The sequence below is a fragment of the Brevundimonas sp. Root1279 genome, assembly GCF_001425945.1.
Classification (GTDB): domain Bacteria; phylum Pseudomonadota; class Alphaproteobacteria; order Caulobacterales; family Caulobacteraceae; genus Brevundimonas.
Genome location: NZ_LMEB01000006.1, coordinates 93,298 through 116,988, shown reverse-complemented (window position 1 = coordinate 116,988; position 23,691 = coordinate 93,298). Strand labels below are relative to the sequence as shown.

Annotated in this window: 26 protein-coding genes and 1 pseudogene; 13 read left to right on the top strand and 14 right to left on the bottom strand. The window is 69.4% G+C overall.

Annotated elements, in window-relative coordinates; genetic code table 11:
* The first annotated feature begins 171 nt into the window (after positions 1-171).
* Both dnaG and rpoD read left to right on the top strand, forming a co-directional pair.
* Positions 172-2,040, top strand: coding sequence for a DNA primase (gene dnaG / locus ASC65_RS08590; protein ID WP_056451667.1), 1,869 nt, complete (start codon positions 172-174; stop codon positions 2,038-2,040).
* A gap of 68 nt (positions 2,041-2,108) precedes the next feature.
* On the top strand, positions 2,109-4,055 hold the full coding sequence (gene rpoD / locus ASC65_RS08585) for an RNA polymerase sigma factor RpoD (protein WP_056451665.1): 1,947 nt from the start codon (positions 2,109-2,111) through the stop codon (positions 4,053-4,055).
* A gap of 73 nt (positions 4,056-4,128) precedes the next feature.
* On the opposite strand, the gene ASC65_RS08580 is transcribed toward rpoD, so the two are convergent.
* From ASC65_RS08580 to ASC65_RS08555, 6 genes are read right to left on the bottom strand one after another with little or no spacing between them, the layout of a single operon-like run.
* Entirely contained in the window at positions 4,129-4,974 is an 846-nt protein-coding gene (locus tag ASC65_RS08580; protein WP_056451663.1) for a glycoside hydrolase family 16 protein, read from the bottom strand.
* Positions 4,975-5,027: 53 nt separating this feature from the next.
* A complete protein-coding gene (locus ASC65_RS08575) occupies positions 5,028-5,228 on the bottom strand; it encodes a hypothetical protein (RefSeq protein ID WP_056451660.1) in 201 nt (66 codons plus the stop codon).
* A 9-nt stretch (positions 5,229-5,237) separates the two neighbouring features.
* The gene (locus ASC65_RS08570) at positions 5,238-5,708 is read right to left on the bottom strand and encodes a spore coat protein U domain-containing protein (protein WP_056451658.1); all 471 of its coding nucleotides are present in this window, start codon (positions 5,706-5,708) and stop codon (positions 5,238-5,240) included.
* Positions 5,696-8,023, bottom strand: coding sequence for a fimbria/pilus outer membrane usher protein (locus ASC65_RS08565; RefSeq protein WP_056451656.1), 2,328 nt, complete (start codon positions 8,021-8,023; stop codon positions 5,696-5,698). The genes ASC65_RS08570 and ASC65_RS08565 overlap by 13 nt, the downstream gene beginning before the upstream one ends.
* A gap of 31 nt (positions 8,024-8,054) precedes the next feature.
* Positions 8,055-8,777, bottom strand: coding sequence for a fimbrial biogenesis chaperone (locus ASC65_RS08560; protein WP_056451654.1), 723 nt, complete (start codon positions 8,775-8,777; stop codon positions 8,055-8,057).
* 12 nt (positions 8,778-8,789) lie between these two features.
* Positions 8,790-9,272: a Csu type fimbrial protein gene (locus ASC65_RS08555; protein ID WP_162245664.1), complete on the bottom strand. Its 483-nt coding sequence runs from the start codon at positions 9,270-9,272 to the stop codon at positions 8,790-8,792.
* 197 nt (positions 9,273-9,469) lie between these two features.
* On the opposite strand from ASC65_RS08555, the gene ASC65_RS08550 reads away from it, so the two are divergent.
* Complete coding sequence (locus ASC65_RS08550) at positions 9,470-10,000, top strand: hypothetical protein (protein WP_056451650.1); 531 nt, start codon at positions 9,470-9,472, stop codon at positions 9,998-10,000.
* On the opposite strand, the gene ASC65_RS08545 is transcribed toward ASC65_RS08550, so the two are convergent.
* Positions 9,997-10,206, bottom strand: a complete 210-nt coding sequence (locus ASC65_RS08545; RefSeq protein ID WP_056451648.1) for a hypothetical protein — start codon at positions 10,204-10,206, stop codon at positions 9,997-9,999. The two genes, ASC65_RS08550 and ASC65_RS08545, sit on opposite strands and share 4 nt — an antisense overlap.
* A 110-nt stretch (positions 10,207-10,316) precedes the next feature.
* On the opposite strand from ASC65_RS08545, the gene ASC65_RS08540 reads away from it, so the two are divergent.
* Positions 10,317-10,640 (top strand): Mpo1-like protein, encoded by a 324-nt coding sequence (locus ASC65_RS08540; protein WP_056451645.1) that lies wholly within the window; start codon positions 10,317-10,319, stop codon positions 10,638-10,640.
* Here ASC65_RS08540 and ASC65_RS08535 read toward each other — a convergent pair.
* From ASC65_RS08535 to ASC65_RS08520, 4 genes are all read right to left on the bottom strand, one after another.
* Positions 10,637-10,993, bottom strand: a complete 357-nt coding sequence (locus ASC65_RS08535) for a UrcA family protein (RefSeq protein WP_056451644.1) — start codon at positions 10,991-10,993, stop codon at positions 10,637-10,639. The two genes, ASC65_RS08540 and ASC65_RS08535, sit on opposite strands and share 4 nt — an antisense overlap.
* A 124-nt stretch (positions 10,994-11,117) precedes the next feature.
* Positions 11,118-12,791, bottom strand: coding sequence for a M56 family metallopeptidase (locus tag ASC65_RS08530; protein ID WP_056451642.1), 1,674 nt, complete (start codon positions 12,789-12,791; stop codon positions 11,118-11,120).
* The gene (locus tag ASC65_RS08525; protein WP_056451640.1) at positions 12,788-13,162 is read right to left on the bottom strand and encodes a BlaI/MecI/CopY family transcriptional regulator; all 375 of its coding nucleotides are present in this window, start codon (positions 13,160-13,162) and stop codon (positions 12,788-12,790) included. The genes ASC65_RS08530 and ASC65_RS08525 overlap by 4 nt, the downstream gene beginning before the upstream one ends.
* A 102-nt stretch (positions 13,163-13,264) precedes the next feature.
* Positions 13,265-13,864: a 3D domain-containing protein gene (locus tag ASC65_RS08520; RefSeq protein ID WP_056451638.1), complete on the bottom strand. Its 600-nt coding sequence runs from the start codon at positions 13,862-13,864 to the stop codon at positions 13,265-13,267.
* 219 nt (positions 13,865-14,083) lie between these two features.
* Here ASC65_RS08520 and ASC65_RS08515 point away from each other — a divergent pair, with 219 nt between their 5' ends.
* Both ASC65_RS08515 and ASC65_RS08510 read left to right on the top strand, forming a co-directional pair.
* Entirely contained in the window at positions 14,084-14,668 is a 585-nt protein-coding gene (locus tag ASC65_RS08515; RefSeq protein ID WP_056451636.1) for a glutathione S-transferase family protein, read from the top strand.
* Positions 14,669-14,731: 63 nt separating this feature from the next.
* A complete protein-coding gene (locus ASC65_RS08510; protein ID WP_156459599.1) occupies positions 14,732-15,244 on the top strand; it encodes a hypothetical protein in 513 nt (170 codons plus the stop codon).
* On the opposite strand, the gene ASC65_RS08505 is transcribed toward ASC65_RS08510, so the two are convergent.
* Entirely contained in the window at positions 15,241-16,287 is a 1,047-nt protein-coding gene (locus ASC65_RS08505; RefSeq protein ID WP_235561447.1) for a M28 family metallopeptidase, read from the bottom strand. The two genes, ASC65_RS08510 and ASC65_RS08505, sit on opposite strands and share 4 nt — an antisense overlap.
* A 136-nt stretch (positions 16,288-16,423) precedes the next feature.
* Between ASC65_RS08505 and ASC65_RS08500 the strand changes: the two genes are divergently transcribed.
* Complete coding sequence (locus tag ASC65_RS08500; protein ID WP_056451631.1) at positions 16,424-17,452, top strand: hypothetical protein; 1,029 nt, start codon at positions 16,424-16,426, stop codon at positions 17,450-17,452.
* A 152-nt stretch (positions 17,453-17,604) separates the two neighbouring features.
* Positions 17,605-18,381 carry an RNA methyltransferase gene (locus tag ASC65_RS08495; RefSeq protein WP_056451628.1) on the top strand — a complete coding sequence of 259 codons (777 nt, stop codon included), beginning with the start codon at positions 17,605-17,607 and terminating at the stop codon, positions 18,379-18,381.
* A gap of 189 nt (positions 18,382-18,570) precedes the next feature.
* Here ASC65_RS08495 and cobB read toward each other — a convergent pair whose 3' ends face one another.
* Entirely contained in the window at positions 18,571-19,290 is a 720-nt protein-coding gene (gene cobB / locus ASC65_RS08490; RefSeq protein ID WP_056451626.1) for a Sir2 family NAD+-dependent deacetylase, read from the bottom strand.
* A 59-nt stretch (positions 19,291-19,349) separates the two neighbouring features.
* Between cobB and ASC65_RS08485 the strand changes: the two genes are divergently transcribed.
* Positions 19,350-20,507, top strand: a complete 1,158-nt coding sequence (locus ASC65_RS08485) for an alpha-hydroxy acid oxidase (protein ID WP_056451624.1) — start codon at positions 19,350-19,352, stop codon at positions 20,505-20,507.
* On the opposite strand, the pseudogene ASC65_RS17575 reads toward ASC65_RS08485, so the two are convergent.
* Positions 20,504-20,575, bottom strand: a pseudogene (locus ASC65_RS17575) (hypothetical protein); the annotation flags it as partial. The gene ASC65_RS08485 and the pseudogene ASC65_RS17575 overlap by 4 nt on opposite strands.
* Before the next feature lie 91 nt (positions 20,576-20,666).
* Here ASC65_RS17575 and ASC65_RS08480 point away from each other — a divergent pair.
* From ASC65_RS08480 to fghA, 4 genes are all read left to right on the top strand, one after another.
* Positions 20,667-21,773 carry an S-(hydroxymethyl)glutathione dehydrogenase/class III alcohol dehydrogenase gene (locus ASC65_RS08480; protein ID WP_056451623.1) on the top strand — a complete coding sequence of 369 codons (1,107 nt, stop codon included), beginning with the start codon at positions 20,667-20,669 and terminating at the stop codon, positions 21,771-21,773.
* A 29-nt stretch (positions 21,774-21,802) separates the two neighbouring features.
* On the top strand, positions 21,803-22,201 hold the full coding sequence (locus ASC65_RS08475) for a VOC family protein (protein ID WP_442854124.1): 399 nt from the start codon (positions 21,803-21,805) through the stop codon (positions 22,199-22,201).
* A 72-nt stretch (positions 22,202-22,273) separates the two neighbouring features.
* On the top strand, positions 22,274-22,660 hold the full coding sequence (locus ASC65_RS08470; RefSeq protein ID WP_056451621.1) for a VOC family protein: 387 nt from the start codon (positions 22,274-22,276) through the stop codon (positions 22,658-22,660).
* 145 nt (positions 22,661-22,805) lie between these two features.
* Positions 22,806-23,660 carry an S-formylglutathione hydrolase gene (gene fghA, locus ASC65_RS08465; RefSeq protein WP_056451618.1) on the top strand — a complete coding sequence of 285 codons (855 nt, stop codon included), beginning with the start codon at positions 22,806-22,808 and terminating at the stop codon, positions 23,658-23,660.
* The last annotated feature ends 31 nt before the right edge of the window (positions 23,661-23,691 follow it).

Genomic DNA, 23,691 nt, shown 5'->3' with positions numbered 1-23,691 from the left:
CGGGAACCCGCAAGCTTCTGCTCAACGGAGGATTGTCCACAGGGGTTGTGGACAGATCCGGTGTCGTACAAAACTTTGCGTATATTCGGGCAAGCCTCGCCGCGTTCCGGCCAAGGTGGTTAACCAAAGGTAAATGCCCCGCTTCGCCGAAAGCCGCGCTATAAGACCGCCGTGCGCTTCGACGATCGCTTCCTGGAAGAACTGAAGGCCCGCCTTCGCCCGTCCGACATCATCGGGCGGACGGTGAAGCTCAAGCGCCAGGGCCGCGAATATGTCGGCCTGTCGCCCTTCTCGAAGGAGAAGTCGCCGTCCTTCTTCGTCAACGATGACAAGGGTTTCTTCCACGACTTCTCGTCCGGCAAGCACGGCGACGTCATCTCCTTCCTGCAGGAGACCGAGCGCCTGAGCTTCGTCGAGGCGGTGCAGCGGCTGGCCGGGGAGGCGGGCATGGCCCTGCCGGCCGAGGACCCGCACGCCGCCGAGCGCGAGGCCAAGAAGCAGGGCCTGTCGGACTGGATGGACCTCGCCCAGAAATGGTTCGCCGCCAATCTGCGCCGCTCGCCGGGCAAGGCGGCCCGGGAATATCTGGAGAAGCGTGGCCTGCCCGAGGACCAATGGGAGCGCTTCGGCCTGGGCTATGCGCCGAACGACCGCGAGGGGCTGAAGGCGGCGTTGATTCAGCGTGGGGCCAAACCGGGCGAACTGGTCGAGGCCGGCCTGCTGATCTCGCCCGAGAGCGGCGGACAGCCCTATGACCGATTCCGCGACCGGCTGATGTTCCCGATCCTCGACGCCCGCGGCCGCATCGTCAGCTTCGGGGGCCGGGCCATGAACCCGGACGACCGCGCCAAATACCTGAACGGCCCGGAGAGCCCGCTCTTCCACAAGGGGGCGACCCTGTACGGCCTGCCCGAGGCCCGCCGCATCCTCGGGGCGGAATCGAAGGGTGAGCAGGGCATCGTCGTGGTCGAGGGCTACATGGATGTGATCGCCTGCCAGCGGGCGGGCATCCCGGCCGTGGCGCCGATGGGCACCGCCCTGACTGAAGAGCAGATGGAGCGGCTGTGGCGGGTGTCGTCCGAGCCGGTGCTTTGCTTCGACGGCGACGCAGCGGGGCGGCGGGCGGCCTTCCGCGCCATCGACCGGGCCCTGCCGCAGCTGAAGGCCGGGCGCTCGTTCCGCTTCGCCCTGCTGGAGGGCGGCCAGGACCCCGACGACATTCTCAGGGACAAGGGCGCCCCGGCGCTGCGCCAGGCCATGGCCGCGACCCGGCCCTTCGCCGAGGTGCTGTTCCAGAAGGAGGGCGAGGTCGAGCCGCTCGACACCCCCGAGCGCAAGGCCGGCTTCAAGGGACGACTGCGTCAGGCGGCGGCGGCGATCCAGGACAAGGATCTGGCCGAGCAGTACCGGCGCGAGCTGTTTGAACGCTTCGACGCCCTGTTCCCGCAGCGCCGGGCGCCCCAGTCCGGGTCACAGCAGGGCGGTTATTCGGGCGGCCGTCGATTCGGCCCACCGCCGGTGCTGGGACAGACCGCCGAAGGGGCGCAGGCGATGCAGTCGCTGGCCCGTTCGATCGAGCCGGTGGCGGCTGCGCTGGCCCACGGCGCGATCGACGATCCCGAGCGGATGGATGACCATCTGGAGGCGATCGCAGCCCATGGCTTTGGCGATGCGTCGCTGGACGGGCTGGCGCAGGAGATGGTTCGGCTCCGCTTCTCGGCGCAGGACCTTGACTCTGCTGCGCTCCGTCGCCATCTGGCGCAATCGGGTCATGGCGTCTTGATGCACGAGGTCGAGAAGGCGGCGGCAAAGTCCGGCGCGCCCTTCCTGGCCGCAGACAAGCCCCTCGGCGAGGCGCGGATCCGATGGTCGCAGGCGTTCGACGCGCTCACTCGCGTGGCGGCGCTGGAGGACGCCCTGACTTCGGCACGTGGCGTGCCGGGGCAGGACGAGGCGTTTCGCCGGCTCAAAGCCGAGCGAGACCTGCTGCGTCGTGCGATCAAAACCGGAGAGATTTGGGAAGATAGCGCGGGCTCGTAAACAAACGTCCCCGCCAAACGTTGTAACGGCGGACGGCCTGATCAGCCGCCCCGTGGAGAAGAGACTGAATGAGCGCCCAGACCGAGACGCAGGAAGCCGAAGTCCAGAGCGACGGCCCGCTGCTCGACCTTACCGACGCCGGCGTAAAGAAGTTCATCAAGCAGGCGAAAGCCCGCGGCTACGTCACGATGGAGGAACTGAACAAGGTCCTGCCGTCGGAAGAGGTGACCCCCGACGCGATCGAGGACACCCTGGCGATGCTGTCCGAGATGGGCGTCAACGTCGTCGAGGCTGAGGAAGACGCCGAGCAGAAGGAAGGCGAAGGCGGCGAAGTCGCCGAGCGCGCCGACACGTCTGTCGCCGAGACCCCGGCCAAGGCCGCTTATGACCGCACCGATGACCCGGTGCGCATGTATCTGCGCGAGATGGGCTCGGTCGAGCTGCTGAGCCGCGAGGGCGAAATCGCCATCGCCAAGCGCATCGAGGCCGGCCGCGACGCCATGATCTCGGGTCTGTGCGAAAGCGCGCTGACTTTCGAGGCCATCATGGTGTGGCGCGACGAGCTGGCCAACAACCGCATCCTGCTGCGCGAGGTCATCGACCTTGACGCCACCTACGGCGTGCTGAACCCGTCGTCCCTGCCGCACAACCAGCCGCCCGCGGGCGCTGAGCCGGCCGAGCCCGCCGAGGGCGCCGAGCCGAAGGGCGAGGGCGAAGAGGACGACGACGAGGATTTCGACGACGGCGGCGGCATGTCGATCTCGGCTCTGGAAGCCGAACTGCGCGACGGCGTCATGGAAGTGCTGGACGCGATCGCGGCCGACTTCGGCGCCTTCCGCAAGCTGCAGGACAAGCTGGTCGAGGCCCGCCTCAAGGGCGAGATCCTGACCGCCAAGGACCAGAAGGCCTACGACACCCTGACGACGACCATCTCGGGCCGTCTGAAGACCATGAAGCTGAACAACAACCGCATCGAGGCGCTGGTTGAGCAGCTGTACGCCATCAACAAGCGTCTGATGGGTCTGGAAGGCCGGCTGCTGCGCCTGGCCGACAGCTATGGCATCTCGCGTCCGGAGTTCCTGAAGTCCTACTTCGGCAAGGAGCTGGATCCGAACTGGGCGGCCAACGTCAAGGAAATGGGCGTGCGCTGGACCAAGTTCAGCGACAACGAAGCTTCGCAGATCGCCCAGATCCGCGGCGACGTCGCCGCCGTGGCCACCGAGGCCGGCCTGCCGATCGACGACTATCGCCGCATCGTCCAGACCGTCCAGAAGGGCGAGCGCGAGGCCCGTCAGGCCAAGAAGGAAATGGTCGAGGCCAACCTGCGCCTCGTGATCTCCATCGCCAAGAAATACACCAACCGCGGCCTGCAGTTCCTGGACCTGATCCAGGAGGGCAACATCGGCCTGATGAAGGCGGTCGACAAGTTCGAGTACCGCCGCGGCTACAAGTTCTCGACCTATGCGACGTGGTGGATCCGTCAGGCGATCACCCGCTCGATCGCCGACCAGGCGCGCACCATCCGCATTCCGGTGCACATGATCGAGACGATCAACAAGATCGTCCGCACCAGCCGCCAGATGCTGCACGAGATCGGCCGCGAGCCGACCCCGGAAGAGCTGGCCGAAAAGCTGGCCATGCCGCTGGAGAAGGTGCGCAAGGTCCTGAAGATCGCCAAGGAGCCGATCTCGCTCGAGACCCCGATCGGCGACGAGGAAGACAGCCACCTGGGCGACTTCATCGAGGACAAGAACGCCGTCCTGCCGATCGACGCCGCCATCCAGTCGAACCTGCGCGAGACGACCACTCGCGTGCTGGCGTCCCTGACGCCGCGCGAGGAGCGCGTCCTGCGCATGCGCTTCGGCATCGGCATGAACACCGACCACACCCTAGAAGAGGTCGGCCAGCAGTTCTCGGTCACCCGCGAACGGATCCGCCAGATCGAGGCCAAGGCCCTGCGCAAGCTGAAGCACCCGTCGCGGTCGCGGAAGCTGCGGTCCTTCCTGGACTCGTAAGCCTTCGGGCCACGGAGCCTGGACAGCTGATACGGAATGGCCCGGCGGAAACGCCGGGCCTTTTCTTTTGCGGCTAGTCGGCCGCCTGCCAGACCCGCACCCAGTCCACTTCCATCGACTGCGGCAGGGCCGCGTCGTCGACGCCCTGGGCGCCGCCCCAGTCTCCGCCGACGGCGACGTTGAGCAGGATGTGGAACGGGTGATCGAACGGCCAGGCCGCCATCTCGCCCGTGCCGTCGTTGTCGAAGCGATGATACGGCCGGTCGTCGATGGCGAAGATCACCGCCTCGGGCGTCCACAGCGCCTGATAGGTGTGGAACTGCTCGCAGGCGCGCGGCGTCCGCCCCTCACCGCCGCTCTGGGTGCCCTGCACATGGTTGTACTTGCCGGTGTGGACCGTGCCGTGGACCACGCCGGGGTCGTGGCCGACGTGCTCCATGATGTCGATCTCGCCGCCCAGCGGCCAGGCGGCGGCGTTGTCCGGCAGCATCCAGAAGGCCGGCCAGCTGCCGCGCGAGCAGGGCAGCTTCAGCCGCGCCTCGATCAGGCCGTAGGTCCAGCCCTGGCCGCCGTCGCGGCCGATCAGGCGGGCGGAGCTGTAGTCCTGTCCGCCGAAGTCGGCCATGTCGGCCAGCCGCTCGCGGCGCGCGGTGAGGATCAACCGGCCGTCCTCGACGCGGGCGTTCTCCAGGCGGGCGGCGGAATAGTACTGGAGCTCGTTGTTGTACCAGCCGCTGCGATTGGCCTGGGTGTCGTAGCTCCACTTCGCCGGGTCCGGCAGGCCGGGTCTGTCGAACTCATCCGACCAGACCAGTCGATAGCCCTCAGGCGCGAGCGCCGGGGCCTGCTGGGCGATGGCCGGACTCGCGGCGGCGAGACTGATCAGAAGCGGGACGGCGAGGGCGATCAGGGTGCGCATGGAACGACGATAGCCGAGCTGCGCCGTTCGTCAGTTCACGCTTGGTGACGCCCCTAGAACTCAAAGACGGTGGTCAGGCCGCTGCGGACGATGCGGCGCTCGGCCGGGCGGTCCTGCGCGCCCCAGCAGCGGGCGCCGAGATTGGACAGATGGCAGGTCTGGGCCACGTGCGCCCGGACGGCGAAGGCGGTGGACGCGGTCTGGGGCGACGGCGGGGCGGCCGTGGCCAGCAGGACCAGGGGGACCAGGATCATGACGCGTCCTCAGAACTCGACTTCGATGCGCACGGCGTCGGAATACTCTCCCGCCGGAACGGCCTGTCGGGGCCAGATGATCCCGTAAACCCGGAAACTTGACCGACCGATAAGACGGGTCGACTGGAACGGCGCGACGCTGCCGCTGGAGCCGTCGCCCAGGATCCGCTGATGGGCCGGGTCGGCATACAGGTTGTAGTGCAGCGGCGCGTCGCGAAACGTCATCGTGCGGTCCTGCAACTGGCCCGATCGGCCCGTGGACAGGCTGACCTTCATCGTTGCTGTCACGGCCGGGGGGATGCAGACGACGTCGATGCGACCGACGGTGGTGGCGGGCGCCGGTTCGAGGGCGCTGTAGACGCCGAAATTCAGACCGGTGGTGCGGATGGCGCAGCTGACCTCGGGCGTCGTTTGCGCCAGGGCGAGCCGGGGCGCGACGGCGAGGGCGACGCACAGCGGGGCGGCGATCAGGGTTCGCATGTGAAGGGTCCCAGCCGGGGCAGGCTGCCGCCGACGACGGCGGCGGTGAAGCGGGCGGTGCAGCCACCGTCGCGCCAGCGCAGGTCCAGGCGGTTCTCGCCATCGCTGATCCCGCGCACATAGATCTCGCCGCCGAAGCCGCTGATCGCGGGCTCGTCGACGCCGGCGATGCGCACCTGGGCCCCGACCGGCGGGGCGCTGCCGTCCGGCATCCGCAGGGTGACGACGGCCGAGCGGGCGTGGGTCACCGGGAAGCGGGTGACCAAGCCGGCGCCCTCGCGCGGCGAGACCAGGGTCGCCGGGTCGCCGATGCTGGCGTCCGGCGGCAGGTCCAGCGGATCGATCGACAGGGCGTTGGGCGTGTAGGACTGCAGATCGGGAATGAACAGTCGTCCACGCCGGTTGGTGCGCCCGACCAGCCTGTTCTCCAGGTTCACCCGGACGCCGGGCGAATTCTCCACCTCGACCACCGTGAAGGCGTCATCGACGCGGCCGGACGTATAGAACTGGCCGTCCATCAGCACGAAGGTCTGGGCCAGGCCGGCCTGGTAGGCGATCGCGCCGTTGCTGTCGGTGGCCGCCAGGTGCATGTCCGCGAAACGGCCGTCCCAGTCGGCGCGGGCGTCGACCCGTTCGACCTCGGCGTCCTCCGAGGCGTTGAGCTCCCAGGACAGGCGCTGGTTGTAGGCGTCGCCACGCAACTGGGCGAAGCTGGAACGCTCGCCGCCGCTCTCGACGCCGCGCTGGGCGAAGGCGTCGACGTGGGAGCCGAGCGGGAAGGAGATCGACACCGCCGCGCCCCAGCTGTCGTCCTCGAAGTCGCCGTAGCCCGTCACCGACAGGTGGGCATGGCTGCGGAACAGGTCGACGCCCCATGAGCCCGAGATGACGCTGCTCTGCTCGCCGTCGAAGTCGCGCTGCAAGGCGTAGGCGACATTGACCTGGCCCGCCGGGCCCAGGTTGACGCCGACCGAGGCGATCGCCTTGCGCTGGAAGCTGAGGTAGCCGAACAGGTCCGCGAGGTCCCGGTAGCCGTGGCTTTCCGTGTACTGAGCCGAGAAGCTGAAGCGCTGCGAGATCCGCTCGGCGGCGATGTAGTAGCCCCAGCCGCCGCCCTCCGGCCCGTCGCTGTACAGCACGGCGCCGTCGAACAGCAGCAGGTCGGCGATCGGAAAGGTGGCCCCCAGGCCAAGGGATCCGAAGTCCTTCGCCACGCCGGCGTGGCCGGTGACGGTCAGCTGGTCGCTGACGCCGTAGCTGACGGCGCCCGAGGCGAAGTCGCCCTCATAGTCGGCGCTGGCCAAGGAGTAGTTCTGGCGGGCGACCCCGGCTTCAAAATTGAACAGGGACATGCCGTCGGCGAGCACCAGCGGCGACGAATAGAGCGGCAGGAACACCTGGGTGCGGCGTCCGGCCTGGTCCGTGACGATCAGGCTGACCGCGTTCACGCCGCTGACAATGGGCAGGTCGGTGACCCGGACCGAGCCGGGGGCCACCGCATTGGAGTAGCGCCGAACCCCGTTGACGAAGAGGTCGATGGTCGAGGGCAGGCCGATCCCCCCGTCCAGGCTGGGGACAGGGGTGGTGACGATGTCCGGCCGAAGGCTGAAGTCCCGCATCCATTGAACGCCGCCGAAGCGGAACGGGCGCAGCCACACCGGCCCGCCGGTGAAGGAGTCGCCCAGCCGGAGCCGCCAGACGCCCTCGGTCGAGTCGATGTCGACCCGCGACTCCAGCCGGATGAACTCGTCCGGCTCGCCCTCGGCCCGGGAATAGTAGCCGCTCGTCGAGGCCGTGAACCACGGGGAGAAGATGCGGGCGTCCAGGTTGACCGACAGGGAGCGCGAGAAGTCGACCTCGTCAGGTCGCCGCGACCACTCGCCGAAGGCGTCATAGGTGAAGAGGGCGCCCCAGTCGGCCTGGCTCGCAATCCGCGGCCGGGGCGGCGCGACCCGAAGCTGGTTGGGCGTGAGCCGCTCGAACGGGACGGTGATGTCGATCGTCTGACCGGGGTGGTCGATGCGCCATTCGAGGCCCGGGACGCTGGCCAGCGAGACCCGGCGCTCACCGCTGACGATGATTACGCTCGCCTCGTCGACCCGGAAGCCGAGGCCCTCGAACTGGTCGGCGGGCAGGAAGAGGGCGTCGCCGGCCTCGTAGAAGCGGCCGACCAGGCCGATCGACCAGCCGTTGACGCGGACGTCGAGGAGCAGGGTCGTTTCGCTCATTCTGGCGGGCGGGGTGGCGGGTGGAGTGGCGGCCGGGTCCTGTGGGGCGGCGGCGGCCAGAAGCGGCGCCAGGCTCAGGACCGCCATGACCGGGAGGAGGAGGGGACGACCGCGCCGGTCACGGCGTGACCGGGACATTGGCTTCCACCGTCCCGTACTCGCCCTCCGCGCTGATCGTGATCGCGCCGGCCTGGGCCGAGCCCGCCGGTAGGGTCCAGGAGCGGCTGCCCCCGGCCAGGACATAGCCGTCCAGGGCGTAGGGGTTGAGGGCCTGGCCGTCGGCGGCGACGGAGAGATTGATCAGCCGGTCCCGGGAGTCGCCCCGGTTGGCGGCGGTGACCACCAGCTGGTCGCCGGACCGTATCGCGCTCCAGCTGAGGTTGGGGCGGGCCGCGGTCGAGGGGGTGACGAAGACCGGCACCAGGGCCCGGATCGCGGTCTGGACCCCCGTCGCATTGGCGTTCGGCTCGGGCGGCAGCTCGTCGAGGATCAGGCGGAAGGCTCGTTCGGTGGGGGCCTCGGGCAGGTTTTCGATGACCACCCGAACCACCTGGGACTCGCCGGGCGCCAGGGTGACCAGGGGCGGGCTGACCAGCATGAGCGCCGAAGGGGTGTAGACGTCCTCGCCATTGGGCTGGGTCCAGTCGACGGTGCGGATCTGGACCGTAACCGGGGCGGAATCGACGTTGCGGATGGTCAGGGTGGCGGTCCGCTCCGGCCCGATCATCTGCAGTCGGATCGGTCCGATCTCAAGCGAGCCTGCGATGGCGGGAGCAGCGGGAGCGGTGGCGACGAGGAAGGCCGCGAGGGCCAGTCCGGCGAGGGCTCTCAGTCTCGGCATCGGGGGCTCCGGTCAGTACTGGACGGTCACGCGGATGGTGTCGACGAAGTTGCCGGCGGGGACATTCTGGCCGGAGGGGATCTGGCCGTGCACGGTGAAGACCACGGTCTGGCCGGTATTTTCTGAGCTCTGCAGCTGGAAGGCGGCGCCGGAGGTGTTGATCGGATCCTGCAGGGCCGCGTCGCGGTACAGCTGGTAGTTCAGGTTGGCCGGCCCGGTCATGTGGCGCGCTTGCGGGTTGCCCGACGAGCCGCCGTCGAGGCTGACGGTCGCGGCGGACCCCGGGGTGCAGCGCAGGTTCAGCGGCGTCGAGGCGGTGGCCGGGGAGGCCGAGCTGTAGGTGCCGAAATTGAGGTCCTGGGCGGTGATCTGGCAGTCGGCGACGACCGAGGCGCGAACGGCGAACTGAGCGGTCTTGGTCTGGGCGGCGGCCAGGCTCGGGGCCAGGCTAGCAGCCAGGGCGGCGGCCGCGGCGAGGGCCATTGGGATACGCATGTCCACCTCCTCGGACGTGGTCGATGGGCCACGATACGCTCCGCGTCCTGACCGCATCATCAGGTCTAACCCGGAGACCTCGGCAGCCTCCGGCCCCAGTCAGGGCGGGCGCACCGCGAGGGCGGAGCCTGAGAGGCTCATAGACTCTCGTTCTGTGACGCGGCATCCTCCGCCTTAACCATTCCGGGAGAGTCGTGATGATCAGCCTGGCCCATGTGAAGCGTCGCCTCGGGCAGTATGCGGCCGTGTGGGTCGCGGGCTTCCTGGTCAGCGGCGCGGCGATCCTGGCGGGGCTGTTCTTCGCCGATCTGATGAACACGGCGGACCTTGTGCTGCCGGTCGGCCTGGCGGCGGTCGCCCTGGCCCTCGGCGGCGGGCTGATCGCCAGCTTCCTGTCCAGCGAGACTCTGGGGACCAAGCTGCTGGTGCTGCTGCTGGCCCTGGTGCTGCTGCTGCCGCTGTTGTGGGCGCCGGTCTCGGCTGCGGTGTTGATCGCCTTCTTCGCCGATCGCTCGATCGAATATTCCGAGGCCTACGCCGCCTTCCAGATCGGCATCGCCCAGGTGCTGTTCCCGATCAGCGAGGCGATCGGCGACGGCGACCTGTTCGGCTGGGTCTGGATGGCCTTCCAGTGGGTGTCGAGCCTGGTCGGGTTCGTCTCAGCCCTGGCCAACATCTGGCCGATGATCCGCCGCCTGCTCGGACCGGAGCCCGCTGTTGAAGGCTAGGCCAGGATATCCAGCAAGGTCCCGGTCATCTCGTCGGCGGTCTTGAGGACGGCGACATTAGCCTTCAGCGCCACCTCGGCGCCCATGCGCTCGACGGTCTCGCCAGCCAGATCGTCCAGCGGCGCGCGGGCGGTGCGTTCCGCGCTGGCGGCGAAGCGGCTGGCGGCGTCGGCGATGCCGGCGGCGGCGATGGCGAAGGCCTGCATGCGGTCTCTCCCGGAGGGACGACCAGTCTGGCGCCGACAGGCTTGACCGATCGCTGACGAACAGGGTGAACGGCTTGACCGGGTCGAGATCGCGGGCGCACCCTTCGGTCATGAGCAGCCAACCCGCGCCCGACGAACGCTACCAGTCGTTCGGCCAGTTCTATCCGTATTATATTCACGAGCACTCCAACCGGACGTGCCGGCGGATTCATGTGGTCGGTACGGGCCTGGTGGTGGTCATCCTGGCGGTGGCCGTCGCCACGCTGAACCCGTGGTGGCTGCTGGCCGTGCCGGTGGTCGGCTACGGGTTCGCCTGGGTCGGGCATTTCTTCTTCGAAAAGAACCGGCCGGCCACCTTCAAATACCCGCTGTGGAGCCTGATGGGCGACTGGCGGATGTTCTTCGAGACGGTGGCCGGCAAACGGAAATTCTAGCTCCGGGCGACCGGCCTGCGACGCCAGCCGTCGTCATAGGCCCGGCGCACCTCGCCCGGCATGGCCCACATCAGCTGGGCCCGGATCACCGACGGACAGTAGCGCGGATCGCCGAGGCGGTTCGACGGCGTGATCACGGCGGCGTGCTCGCGGCAGTAGGCCTGGGCGGCCTGCTGGACGCGGGCGACGAGGACCTGCTGGTCGTCAGCGTCGCGCAGGTCCAGATCGCCGTAGTGGAAGCGGGCCTGGGGCGCGGGATCGTTGCGATGAGGGGCGGCCAGGGCGGCGGCGGGGACGAAGGCGGTCGGGCAGGCGGCGAGCAGCAGCCCGCACACGATGGCGAGGGAACGCATCGGAGTCTCCAGTCTCTGGGGGGATGAGGCCAGCGCGAGGCAAGCCGGGGGCGTGACGCCGTTCAGGACGGCGGCGGGGGTAGGCTCAGCGGGAGGCGATCAGGTGGGCGGAGGGCGGGGCGCCCTAGGGCGGCCCAACGGCGTCGGCTTGTCGGTCGAGTTCGTCGGCCTGTTCGCGCAGGCCCTCGGCTTGCCCGTGCAGGGCCTCGACCTGGGCTTCGCCGCCCTCGCCGAGCCGATCGCCCCTGGCAAGGTTGTCGGCGTGGGCGTCCATGCCCGCGGCGTCGGCGCGCATCTGGTCCGCAGCGTTGCGCATGTCGGCGGCGCCGATGAAGGCCCCGGCCATCGGATCCAGGCGCACGTCGACAGTGACGTCGAGCTGGCCCCGCATCGCGACTTGGGCCTCTGCCTGGGCCTGAGACTGGGCCTGGACGGCATGGCGCGCGGCGATGGAGCCGGCCTGCATGCGCATGTGCGAGGCGCGCGCCTCGACCGCGGCGGCCTCGTGCTGGAGCCGGGCGCGTTCGTCGGGGCGCAGGTTCGGATTCATGGCCTGGGCGCGAAGCCGATCCGCGGAGGCGACGAGGGCGGCGGCGGCGTTCTCGAGGTTGGCGACGCCCGGGACGATCGAACCCGAGGGCGCCGGCGCCGCGATCGGGACCGGCGCGGCGACTGCAGAAGGCTGCACATTCCCCGGCGCGAAGTCACGTGCAGCGGACGGGGCGGCGGCAGCGGCGGGCCGCGGCTGCGGCCGCGGCGGTTCGCCTGCGGCGGCGGGGGCCAGCTCGAGCGCGGCTAAAGGTCCGGCGAAGCCGACGCAGGCGATCGCGGCTGCGGCGGTGGGCCAGGGGCGGCCGCCGAAGGCGCGGGCGTCGAGCACGGTCTTGACCCGCTTGGCCAGTTCGCTGTCAGCCATGCCCAAGGCCGCGCTATGCACTGCGCCTGGGAGCCCCTGGGTCCGGCCGCTGCGGGCCAGGGCGACGAGGGCTCCGGCATAGTCCAGGCGGGGAACGCGGCGCACGGCCCAGGCGTCGGCGGCGTGCTCGGACTGCCGTGTCAGTTCGCGCTCCAGCAGCCAGACCAACGGATTGAGCCAGAAGACGGCGACGAGCAGGCGCGAGAGCATCAGGAAGGGCCAGTCGCCGTGGCGGATATGGGCCAGCTCGTGGGTCAGGACGGCGTCGGCGCGCTCCGGCTGGGCCACGGCGTCCGGCCCGATCAGGATGACGCCGGGGCGCAGGCCCCAGCTGAGCGGGGCGAGCGGGCGCGACGAGACCTTGAGCTGCGGGCGCGGACCGCTTCCCGCGGCGCGCTCCAGGGCGGCGAGCCAGCGGGCGTCCTCGACCGGGCTCGCCTCGCGGGTGCGGCGGATCAGGACCGCGACGCCGATCGCCAGGCGCAGCAGGAGCAGGCCCGCTCCGGCGGCGTAGACGGCGGCCAGAAGAACCCACGGAGATAGAAGGCCAGGCGCGGGCGCGATCGCCTGAGAGGCAGGCGGGGGTGACGGGGCGAGGGCGGCGGCGTCAGCCGGAGCCTCGACCGCCGGCGGGGCAAGCACCGGCGCAGGCTGGGCCGCGGGCGCGGCGGCGGGACGGCTGAGCGCCGCGGGGGCCTCGATGCGAAGGGACGGGATCTGCTGCGAGATCAGCGGCAGAGCGGCGACGAGGACCAGGCCGAGGCGCAGCAGGACGACGCGCTCGCGGGCAGGGCGGGCGCGCAGCAGGGCGGCGCCGCTGAGGGCCAGGGCGGCGACGAGGCCAGTCTTGCAGACCACGGCGATCAGAACGGCGGCGCTCATTGCCCCCGCTCCCGGGCCTGATCGATCAGGCGCTGGAGGGCGTCGAGCTCGTCCGTCTTTAGCGGCTCGCCCATGCCCAACAGCGCGGTGGCGGCGCTCGCCGGCGAGCCGTCGAAGAAGGTGCGGACGACCCTTTGCAGGGCGGTCTCGGCGGCGGCGGCGGCGACAGGGGCGGGCGAATAGACATAGGCCTGGTCCACCGTGCGGTGGACGATCAGGCCCTTGGCGACGAGGCGGCCCAGCAGGGTGCGGACGGCGGAATCGCTGGGCGGGTCGGTCAGGCCGGCGCGGACGGCGCTGGCGGTGGCGTTCTCCAGCCCGCAGACGACCTCGAACACCTCCCGCTCGCGGCGGGGCAGGGACTCGATCATGCCGGACTCCTCCTGCGTTGCTACATTTGTAGCATGTTACAGGTGTAGCAGGGAGTCACATGAAATCGGCGTTAGGAAACCGAGGTCGTCCGAACGGAGGGTTTAGTTCGAGGCGCCGACGTTGTCGGACGAGCGGGCCATCAGCGGCGGGGTGCTGTCCCACGACGGCGGGCAGCCGTCGAAGCGGCCGGCGTCGACGATGGTCAGGCGCTGCTGGTTGAAGCGCATGGCGGGCTGCATCGAGCCGCGGCCGTTGCCGGTGAACAGGTCGATCTTCTGGCCCTTGATCGCGCCGCCGGTGTCCGAGGCGTACCAGTAGCCGTCGTGGATCGAGCCGTCGGCCATGCGCATGCCGACCGTTTCCTTGATGAACAGACGGGTGCGGCGCGGGATGACGCGGGGGTCAGTGGCCACGGTGCGCATGGCGATCGGACGACAGCCGAGCGAGTCGTTGCCCGTCGCGCCGCCGCCGCCTGCATGGTAGAGGTTGGCGCGGGCGCTCCACTGGGCTTCGCCCTGCATGTGCGCTTCCTGCTGGTCGGTAAGTTCGACGCCGTCGCTGCTGGAACCTTCGATAGCAGGAGCCGTTGATTCTGCGACGACCGGGTCGGCAGCGACCGCGGCTTCGTAGGACACCGGATCCCCTGCAGCGGGGAAGGCGATCGCCCAGAGAAGGGCGAGGGCAGCGGTTGTGCCGAACATACGCAAACTCATGAAAGCACCGGCCCCTGACGCGTCCGGCGACGGGTTTGTCGTCGGAAAATGTGGCGAAAACCAGTCCTGATTGTCCGAGTGCGACCACCTGTCCGGTCATGCGGTGGATAAGTGCGCCTTGTGGTGGTTAAACCGAATCATGTTTGGTCAATCACAGGCAACGCGCTAGGCTGTATTCGCAGATCAGAAACTCTTTGCTGAGGCGTGATGCTTACTGTCTACGGAGATATTCGTTCCGGGAACTGTTTGAAGGTCAAGTGGATGCTCGACAGACTCGGCCGTGATTATCGCTGGGTCGAAACCGACGTCCTTTCCGGTGACACTCGCTCCACAGTTTTCCTCGCCACCAACCCGGCCGGGCAGGTCCCGGCGGTTGTACTTGACGATGGGCGGACGCTTTCGCAGTCGAACGCCATCATCGGCTTCCTGGCCGAGGGAACAGAGTTCATCCCCGCCGATCCCTACCTGCGGGCGCGCATGTACGAGTGGCTGTTCTGGGAGCAGTACAGCCATGAGCCGGCGATCGCCGTGGTGCGGTTCCAGCGGCTGCTGGCGGGCAAGCGGGCGGACGAGATCGAGCCGAAGCTGATGGACAAGGGCCGCGCCGCCCTGGCCCGCATGGAGCAGGCGCTTGAGGCCTCGGACTGGCTGGTCGGCGACGGGCCAACCCTCGCCGACCTGGCCCTGGTCGCCTACACCCGCGTCGCCCACGAGGCGGATTTTGACCTCATGGACTATCCGGCCATCGTGCGCTGGATCGGCCGGGTGGAGGACGCCTTCGGGATCGCCTAGGGTCGGGGTTGGACGCGAGGGGGCGAAATGGAGCGATTGAGAATCTACTCGGTCTGCATGCTCTTGATGCTGCTCGCCGCTTGCCAGCGCCCCGCCGAGGCGGTCGAGCCCAACCCGGTTCCGCCCGGCTATGTCGCGAGCCTGACGTCGGTCCAGGCGGAACAGTGCGGTGAGCGCTGCCGCTTCGTAGTCCTGGATATCTCGGTCGAGAATCGAGACGACAGGGCGCTCTGCGTCCCCGGAGTCTACGGCGGCGACTCCGCCAACGGCGCGCTCGTCTTCACCTATGATGGCGCCGAAGAAGTCGTGACGACGTCAGAGCCCTATGACCCCAACCCCTTCCTCAGCCCCGATCCCGCAGAGAGCATGAAGGGGCTGGTGGCGCACCCCAGCTATGTGGTCCCGGCCGGGCAACGGCGTGAGCTGAGGGTCGTCCTGGAGAACAAGTTCGACCTCCAGAGACGGGCCGCCAAGGCCACGCTCCGCTTCTCGGCCTTTGCCTGTGATGCGGCGGGATCGGACGACGGGGCCTTATCCGTCGTCGATCTGGATCAGCGGGTGACCTTCGCGCCCTAGCGCGGTTGGCGCGGCTCCGGCTTCCCGCCCTCGACCCAGTCGGGCTTGAAGTCGCTCGTGGCCAGCCAGCGGATCGGCTCGACCAGCGACTGGATCGCCTGGGTCATGAAGGGGAAGTCGATGTTCTCGTTCGTGTCGTCAGCGGAGTGATAGCTCGGGATGGTGGCCCAGCCCGAGATGGTGTGCGCGACCACGCCCTGCAGGGCCAGCTGGTAGTTGTCCGACCGCTCGAAGAAATGCTCATCCGGATAGATGTCCGGGGCGATCAGGGCGCCGCGCTCCTTCAGCGACGGGCCGAAGTTGGAGCGCTCGAAGCCGGTCATCATCATGATGCCGGCCGGCATGTTCGGGTCCTGGTCGCCGATCATCTCGATCTCGAGGTTGGCCACGATGCTGGAGATCGGCACCGGCGGGTTCCTGGCGAACCACAGCGACCCGAGCAGGCCCAGTTCCTCCGAGCCATAGGCTACGAACAGGATGCTGCGCTTCGGCTGCTCGCCGCCCGCCAGGGTGCGGGCCAGCTCGAGTACGGCGGTCACGCCCGAGGCGTCGTCATTGGCGCCGTGCATGATGACGCCGTCGCGGACGCCGAGATGATCGAGGTGGGCGCTGATCATGATCACGCCGGCCGACGGGTCGCTGCCCTGCAGCCAGCCGATGGCGTTGGTGGTGATGCGTTCGGCGCCTTCCGGGGCGACCACGTCATAGCGCGGGCGGCGGCCCGGCTGGCTGGGCGGGCGCTGGACCACGCCCGCGGTCTGCAGGAAGCCGGTCATGCCGGGCGCCGGGGTCAGGCCGTACTCCTGGAAGCGGGCGGCGACATAGGCGGCGGCGACGGCTTCGTCCGGAGTGGCGCTGCCGCGACCGCGCAGGGCGTCGCCGGCCAGGAAGGCTTGGTGCGCCTCGACCCGGGCTTGCTCGACCACTAGGGGCGCGACGGGGGCCGCCGCGACTTGGGGGGCGGGCTGGGACATCGTCTGGGCCTGGGCGACCGGGGCGAGAACGAGCAGGCTGGCGGCCAGCAGCAGGGACGGCTTGAACACGATGGATCTCCGACAAGGACAGCCAGCGTTAGGGGGCTCGCGCCCTTCCGGTCAAGCTGCGGCGCCAAGAAGCCGCTGGACGGCGTCGCGGCGTCGATTTAACCCCCGGGCCAACCTCAGTCCGGACCTGCTGCCCATGAAGCGTTTCGCCCTCGCCGCCGCCGCCGTCTGTGCGCTCGCCGCCGTCGCCGTTCCCGCCGCTGTCCAGGCCTGGGGCAACACCGGCCACCGCCTGATCTGCGTCGCCGCCACCCGCGGCCTGCCGGAAGAGATGCCGGGCTTCCTGCGCACCCCGGGCGCGGTGGCCGACATCGGCGAACTGGCCCGCGAGCCGGACCGCTGGAAGGGCGGCGGCCAACCGCACGACCGTGAGCGCGACACCGCCCACTTCATCGACCTGGACGACAGTGGCCGGGTGATCAACGCCCAGGGTCTGTCGATCGACGCTCTGCCGAACCTGAAGTCCGAGTATGACGCCGCCCTGGTCGGCGTCGGCCTGGACGTCAACGACGCCGGCTATCTGCCCTACGCCATCATGGACGGCTGGCAGCAGTTGGTGCGCGACTTCGCGACCTGGCGCGTGCTGAACGCCGCCGAGGCCCGCGAGCTCGATCCGGGCAAGCGCGCCTGGTACCGCACCGACCGCCAGCGCCGCGAGGCCCTGATCCTGCGCGACATGGGCGTGCTGGGCCACTACGTCGGCGACGGCGCCCAGCCGCACCATACGACGATCCACTACAACGGCTGGTCGCGGGACGTGGCCAATCCGGACGGCTTCACCACCTCGCGCCAGACCCACGGCGCCTTCGAGGGCGACTTCACCGCCCGCGTCGCCCGCCTGGACGCCATCGAGGCGGCCATGAGCGCGCCGAACCTGACCGGCTTCGACCTGAAGGCCCGCGTGCCCGCCTATCTGAAGACCACCCTGGCCGAGGTCCGCCCCTTCTATGTGCTTGAGAAGGCCGGCGCCTTTAAGGATGCCGACCCGCGCGGGGCCGCCTTCACCAACGCCCGCCTGGCCGCCGGAGCCAGCGAGTTGCGCGACCTCTACATCCTGGCCTGGCGCGCCTCGGCCGACGCCTCGATCGGCTGGCCGGCGGTCAAGGTCGCCGAGGTCGAGTCGGGCGCGGCCGACCCGTGGCTGGCCATGTACGGCGAGGACTGAGTTAATCCTTTTCTTTTCCGCTCATCCCGGCGAAAGCCGGGACCCAGTGCTTTGGGTGAGCGGTTCTTGGACTGCCGACCTATCGATAGTCCTGAAATGCAGGCGTCAAGCTGGACAGAACTGGGTCCCGGCTTTCGCCGGGATGAGCGGAATTGAGTGAACTATCCCCTCCAGTCGTAATCTTGGACAAGCCCCAACTGGCCGACAACATCGGCGCGGTGGCGCGGGTCATGGCCAATTTCGGCCTGTCGGAGCTGCGCCTCGTCAGCCCGCGCGACGGCTGGCCCCAGGACCGCGCCTGGGCCACGGCCTCAGGCGCCGACTGGGTGCTGGACGAGGTGAAGGTGTTCGCCAGCGTGGCCGAGGCGGTCGCCGATCTGAACACCGTCTTCTCGACCACCGCCCGCCCGCGCGAGACCCGCATGCCCGTGCGCACCCCGCGCGAGTCGGCCCGCATCCTCTATGACGACCGCGCCTCGGGCCTGGGCGTCGGCCTTCTGTTCGGCGGCGAGCGCGCCGGGCTCGAGACCACCGACATTGCCCTGACCCAGGGCATCACGACGATCCCGATCGACCCGAAGCACCATTCGCTGAACCTGGCGCAGGCGGTGGCGATCAACGCCTATGAGTGGCGCACCCTGATCCTCGACGCCCCGCCGCCGCGCTTCCGCGAGCAGGACCCGCCGGCCTCGAACGAACTGTTGGTCGGCATGTACGAGCACCTCGAGAAGGAGCTCGACGGCGGCGGTTTCTTCCACCCGCCCGAGAAGAAGCCGTCGATGAGCCAGAACCTGCGCGTCATGCTGGGCCGCGCCCAATTCTCCGAGCAGGAGGTGGCGACCTTCCGGGGGGTGATCCACGCGCTGGCGAAGGGTCGCGGCCGGGTGCTGGCCAAGCTGGCGGCGGCGAAGAAGGGCGGCGAGGGCTAGCGGCCTCGTCCTTCTCCCGATGGGAGAAGGTGGCCCGAAGGGCCGGATGAGGGTCGACTTGTCCCCTCGGTTGAGCCGCCGTTCCCGTCAGCGACGCGGCTTACGCCGACCGGCCACCCGACCCTCACCCTTTCGCGCGGCGGATCGCTGCGCTCTCGGGCGCTCAAGCCCTCTCCCAGCGGGAGAGGGTCAGCGCTGGAGCAGCCGCTCGACAAACTCCGGCACCCGCTCCGTCGCCGGCCCATACAGCCCCTCGTCGAACTGCCGCGCCCCCTGCGACGGCTCGAGATTGATCTCCACCGTCCGGGCCCCCGCCCGGCGCGCCTGCTGCACCAGCCCCGCCGCCGGATAGACGGCGCCCGAGGTGCCGATCGAGACGAACAGGTCGCAGCGCTCCAGAGCCGCGTCGATGACGTGCATGGCCAGCGGCATCTCCCCGAACCAGACGATGTGCGGGCGCAGCCAGCCGTCGGGGTGGAAGGGGCTGTCGTGCCGCACGTCGAGATCCTCGACCCAGTCGCACACCCGGCCGCTGGCGGTGCACCGCGCCTTGAGCAGTTCGCCGTGCATGTGGATCAGGCTGAAGCCCGTCGCGGGCGGCGTCTCGGCATGGGCGCGGTCGTGCAGGTCGTCGACGTTCTGGGTGACCAGCAGGAAGTCGCCCTTCCAGCGGGCGGCCAGTTCAGCCAGGGCGCGGTGCGCCGCGTTCGGCTGCACCTCGCCCAGCTGGCGGCGGCGCTTGTTGTAGAAGTCCTGCACCAGCGCCGGGTCGCGGGCATAGGCCTCGGGGGTGGCCACGTCCTCGATCCGATGGCCCATCCATAGGCCGTCATCGGCACGAAAGGTTGGCACGCCGGACTCCGCGGAGATGCCGGCGCCGGTGAGGATGACGAGGCTGTTATAGGTCATGTTTGGATCGTCCTGCCTTCCGACGGAAAGGCAAGGCCGCCGCCACATCAGGATCGCCCATGCCCCGTCTCGACCGCGCCCTCAACATCGCCGACCTGAGGCGGATGGCCGGGCGTCGGCTGCCGCGGCCGATCTTCGACTACATCGACGGCGGCGCGGACGACGAGATCGCCCTGGCCAACAACTCAGGCGCCTTCGCTCGCTACGAGATTCTGCCGGACACCCTGGTCGACGTCTCCGCCATCCGCACGGAGACGCGGCTGTTCGGCCAGCCGGCGGCCTGGCCGCTGATGCTGGCGCCCACGGGGCTGACCCGGATGTTCCACCCCGGCGCGGAGACGGCCGTGGCCCGGGCGGCGGCGCGGCACGGCCTGCCGTACGCCCTGTCGACCATGGGCACGACGCGGATCGAGGACTGGGCCCGCGACTTCGCCGGGCCGCGCGTCTTCCAGATCTACGTCTTCAAGGACCGCGGACTCACCACCGAGTTCATCCAGCGCTGCAAGGCCGCTGGAGTGCACGGCCTGGCCCTGACGGTCGACACGCCCGTCGCGGGCAACCGAGAGCGCGACCACCGCAACGGCCTGTCCCTGCCGCCGCGCCTGACCTTGTCGAGCCTGCTGAGTTTCGCCGTGCATCCCGAATGGTCCCTGCCGGCGCTGACCGGGAGGAAGTTCGACCTCGCCAATGTCAGCCACCGCGTCGACGCCCTGGCCGGCCAGTCGATGAGCCTGTTCGACTATATCGGGTCGCAGTTCGACCGGTCGGTGACGTGGAAGGACGTGGAGTGGCTGGCCGCCGAATGGGGCGGGCCCCTGTCGATCAAGGGCGTGATGACGCCCGAGGACGCGCGCCGCGCCGTCGCCAGCGGGGCGAGCGGCGTCATGCTCTCCAACCACGGCGGGCGCCAGTTGGACAGCGCGCCGGCGCCCGTCGACCAGATCGCCCCCGTCCGCGACGCCCTGGGCGACGGACCGGAGATCATCTGCGACGGCGGCGTGCGGCGCGGCTCCGACGTGGTCAAGGCGCTGGCGCTGGGCGCGGACGGCTGCTCGATCGGGCGGCCCTATCTCTACGGCCTGGCGGCGGGCGGTGAGGCGGGCGCCGACCGGGCCCTCACGCTGTTGCGTAAGGAGTTCGAGCTGACGATGGCGCTGATGGGGGTGAATGACGTGAAGGGGCTGGAGCGGCGGCATGTGAGGGTGTTGGCCCGCTAACGCCCTTCTCCCCTTGCGGGAGAAGGTGGCCCGCGCAGCGGGTCGGATGAGGGGTTGAAAGGTGTCGCCTCTGGTGCGACCCCTCACCCGTCGTCCCGGCTGCGCCGGTCCGCCACCCTCTCCCGCAAGGGGAGAGGGAACGATGTTTGGAGCCCTCCCATGAAAACCCGCGCCGCCGTCGCCTTCGAGGCCAAACGTCCGCTGGAGATCGTCGAGGTCGATCTGGAGGGGCCGCGGGCCGGAGAGGTGCTGGTCGAGATCAAGGCCACGGGCATCTGCCACACCGACGCCTACACCCTGGACGGTCTGGACTCGGAAGGCATCTTCCCGTCGATCCTCGGCCACGAGGGCGCGGGCGTGGTTGTCGAGGTGGGGCCGGGCGTGACCTCGGTCGAGGTCGGCGACCACGTCATCCCGCTGTACACCCCCGAGTGCCGGCAATGTAAAAGCTGCCTGAGCCGCAAGACCAACCTGTGCACCGCCATCCGGGCGACGCAGGGCAAGGGGCTGATGCCCGACGGCAGCTCGCGCTTCTCCTATAAGGGCCAGGCCATCGCCCACTACATGGGCTGCTCGACCTTCTCGAACTTCACCGTCCTGCCCGAGATCGCCCTGGCCAAGATCCGCAAGGACGCCCCCTTCGACAAGGCCTGCTACGTCGGCTGCGGCGTGACCACGGGCGTCGGCGCCGTGGTCAACACGGCCAAGGTCGAGCCGGGCGCCAACTGCGTCGTCTTCGGCCTGGGCGGCATCGGCCTGAACGTCATCCAGGGACTGAAGATGGTCGGGGCCGACATGATCGTCGGCGTCGACATCAACGGCGACAAGGAGGAATGGGGCCGCCGCTTCGGCATGACCCATTTCGTCAATCCGAAAGACGTCTCGGACGTGGTCGCCCACCTGGTCGAGCTGACCGGCGGCGGCGCCGACTACACCTTCGACTGCACCGGCAACACGGTGGTCATGCGCCAGGCGCTGGAAGCCTGCCACCGCGGCTGGGGCGAGAGCATCATCATCGGGGTGGCCGAGGCCGGCAAGGAGATCGCCACCCGGCCGTTCCAACTGGTCACCGGACGCGTCTGGCGCGGCTCGGCCTTCGGCGGGGCGCGCGGCCGCACCGACACGCCGAAGATCGTCGACTGGTACATGGACGGGAAGATCGAGATCGACCCGATGATCACTCACACCCTGCCGCTGGAACGCATCAACGAGGCCTTCGACCTAATGCATGAGGGCAAGAGCATCCGCAGCGTGGTGGTGTTCTAGGGGCGCCTGGGGTGACGGCGGCGAAGGTCATCGGCCTCAACCACCTGACGTTCGCCGTCAGCGACCTCGATCGTTCGGTCGGCTTCTATCGCGACCTGCTGGGGTGCGAACTCAAGGCGATCTGGGCGACCGGGGCCTATCTGGAGGCGGGGAGCCTGTGGCTGTGCTTGTCGCTGGACGAGGCCGCCCGGCGCGAGCCCCATCCGGACTACACCCACGCCGCGTTCAGCGTGGAGGCCGGCGCCTTCGAGGCCTTGGCGGCCCGCGTGCGCGCGGCGGCCGCGATTTGGAAGGCTGATCGCAGCGAGGGCGCCTCGCTGTACTTCCTCGACCCGGACGGCCATCGGCTGGAGTTGCACGTCGGCACGCTGGACTCCCGGTTGGCCCACTATCGCAGGCATCCAGGGACCGGCGTGACCGTGACCTGAGCGCGGGGCTTGCACCGGCGTGAGCGTTCGCTAAAGAAACTGACTTGAGACTCAACGGCAGGGAGGCCGCCCATGTTCACCCACATCACCGTCGGCGCGGACGACGTCGAGGCGTCGCGCAAATTCTATGACGCGGCGCTGGGGGCGCTGGGCATCGCGCCCGCGAGCGGCCCAGATCCGAAGGGCCGCTACTGGTGGCGCACGGACCGCGGGGCCTTCGCCATCGGAAACCCGATCGACGGCGCGCCGGCCAGCTGCGCCAACGGCGGCACCATCGGCTTCGGCGCGCGCGACGCCGAAGCCGTCCAGGCCTTCCACGACGCCGGCGTGGCCGCAGGCGGCCGCGCGATCGAGGACCCGCCCGGCGAGCGCCAAGGCCCGTTCGGCAAGCTGGTGCTCGCCTATCTCCGCGACCCCTCCGGCAACAAGATCTGCGCCCTGCACCGCCCGGCGAACTGAGATTGTTCTCTCCCGCTCATCCCCGCGAAAGCGGGGACCCAGTGCTTTGGGTGATCGGTCGGTCTAGGTTGCCGCGAACGAACTCCTGAAGCGCCGGCGTCACGCTGGACAGAACTGGGTCCCCGCTTTCGCGGGGATGAGCGGAATGTTTATGCAGATCACCAAACAGCATCAGGTCCACGGCGGAACCCTGCGCTACCTGCGCCACGACAGCGCGACCACCGGCACGCCGATGACGCTGTCGGTCTTCGTTCCCGGCGGGGAGGGACCGTTCCCGGTGCTGATCTGGCTATCGGGCCTGACCTGCACCGAGGACAATTTCACCACCAAGGCGGGGGCCTACGCCGCCGCGGCCGAGCACGGGCTGATCATCGTCGCGCCCGACACCTCGCCGCGCGGGCCCGACCTGCAAGGTAAGCCCGTCGCCGACGACCCGGCCTATGACCTCGGTCAGGGCGCGGGCTTCTATGTCGACGCGACCCAGGCGCCGTGGACGCCACACTTCCGCATGGAGAGCTATGTGGTCGGCGAGCTGATCGGGCTGATCGACAAGGAATTCCCGACCACAGGCGCACGCTCGATCTCGGGCCATTCCATGGGCGGGCATGGGGCTCTGACCCTGGCGCTGCGCCATCCGCACCTGTTCCGCTCGGTCTCGGCCTTCGCCCCGATCAGTTCGCCGACGCGCTGCCCCTGGGGCGAGAAGGCCTTCACCGCCTACCTCGGCGATGACCGGGCGGCGTGGGAGGCCCACGACGCCGCCCGCCTGCTCGAGACCGGCGTCGGGGCCGGCTGCTACGACGACATCCTGGTGGACCAGGGCGACGCCGATCCCTTCCTGGCGGACCAGCTGAAGCCCGAGTTGCTGGAGGCTGCGGCCGAGGCGGCGGGGCAGGGGCTGACCCTGCGCATGCAGCCCGGGTACGACCACTCCTACTTCTTCATGGCCAGCTTCATCGCCGACCATGTGGCCTTCCACGCGCGGCGGCTGAAGGCTTGAACAAGCCGTGCTAGCGTCTCCCCGGGAGAGG

Coding starts and splice junctions, on each gene's coding strand:
- ASC65_RS08575 (WP_056451660.1), bottom strand. CDS start 5,228: ATGATCCTGGTCCCCCTGGTCCTGCTGGCCACGGCCGCCCCGCCGTCG.
- ASC65_RS08550 (WP_056451650.1), top strand. CDS start 9,470: ATGATCAGCCTGGCCCATGTGAAGCGTCGCCTCGGGCAGTATGCGGCC.
- ASC65_RS08570 (WP_056451658.1), bottom strand. CDS start 5,708: ATGCGAACCCTGATCGCCGCCCCGCTGTGCGTCGCCCTCGCCGTCGCG.
- ASC65_RS08565 (WP_056451656.1), bottom strand. CDS start 8,023: ATGGCGGTCCTGAGCCTGGCGCCGCTTCTGGCCGCCGCCGCCCCACAG.
- ASC65_RS08580 (WP_056451663.1), bottom strand. CDS start 4,974: ATGCGCACCCTGATCGCCCTCGCCGTCCCGCTTCTGATCAGTCTCGCC.
- cobB (WP_056451626.1), bottom strand. CDS start 19,290: ATGACCTATAACAGCCTCGTCATCCTCACCGGCGCCGGCATCTCCGCG.
- ASC65_RS08515 (WP_056451636.1), top strand. CDS start 14,084: ATGCTTACTGTCTACGGAGATATTCGTTCCGGGAACTGTTTGAAGGTC.
- ASC65_RS08485 (WP_056451624.1), top strand. CDS start 19,350: ATGCCCCGTCTCGACCGCGCCCTCAACATCGCCGACCTGAGGCGGATG.
- ASC65_RS08480 (WP_056451623.1), top strand. CDS start 20,667: ATGAAAACCCGCGCCGCCGTCGCCTTCGAGGCCAAACGTCCGCTGGAG.
- ASC65_RS08530 (WP_056451642.1), bottom strand. CDS start 12,791: ATGAGCGCCGCCGTTCTGATCGCCGTGGTCTGCAAGACTGGCCTCGTC.
- ASC65_RS08540 (WP_056451645.1), top strand. CDS start 10,317: ATGAGCAGCCAACCCGCGCCCGACGAACGCTACCAGTCGTTCGGCCAG.
- ASC65_RS08520 (WP_056451638.1), bottom strand. CDS start 13,864: ATGTTCGGCACAACCGCTGCCCTCGCCCTTCTCTGGGCGATCGCCTTC.
- ASC65_RS08545 (WP_056451648.1), bottom strand. CDS start 10,206: ATGCAGGCCTTCGCCATCGCCGCCGCCGGCATCGCCGACGCCGCCAGC.
- ASC65_RS08555 (WP_162245664.1), bottom strand. CDS start 9,272: ATGCGTATCCCAATGGCCCTCGCCGCGGCCGCCGCCCTGGCTGCTAGC.
- ASC65_RS08470 (WP_056451621.1), top strand. CDS start 22,274: ATGTTCACCCACATCACCGTCGGCGCGGACGACGTCGAGGCGTCGCGC.
- ASC65_RS08500 (WP_056451631.1), top strand. CDS start 16,424: ATGAAGCGTTTCGCCCTCGCCGCCGCCGCCGTCTGTGCGCTCGCCGCC.
- ASC65_RS08525 (WP_056451640.1), bottom strand. CDS start 13,162: ATGATCGAGTCCCTGCCCCGCCGCGAGCGGGAGGTGTTCGAGGTCGTC.
- ASC65_RS08535 (WP_056451644.1), bottom strand. CDS start 10,993: ATGCGTTCCCTCGCCATCGTGTGCGGGCTGCTGCTCGCCGCCTGCCCG.
- fghA (WP_056451618.1), top strand. CDS start 22,806: ATGTTTATGCAGATCACCAAACAGCATCAGGTCCACGGCGGAACCCTG.
- rpoD (WP_056451665.1), top strand. CDS start 2,109: ATGAGCGCCCAGACCGAGACGCAGGAAGCCGAAGTCCAGAGCGACGGC.
- ASC65_RS08560 (WP_056451654.1), bottom strand. CDS start 8,777: ATGCCGAGACTGAGAGCCCTCGCCGGACTGGCCCTCGCGGCCTTCCTC.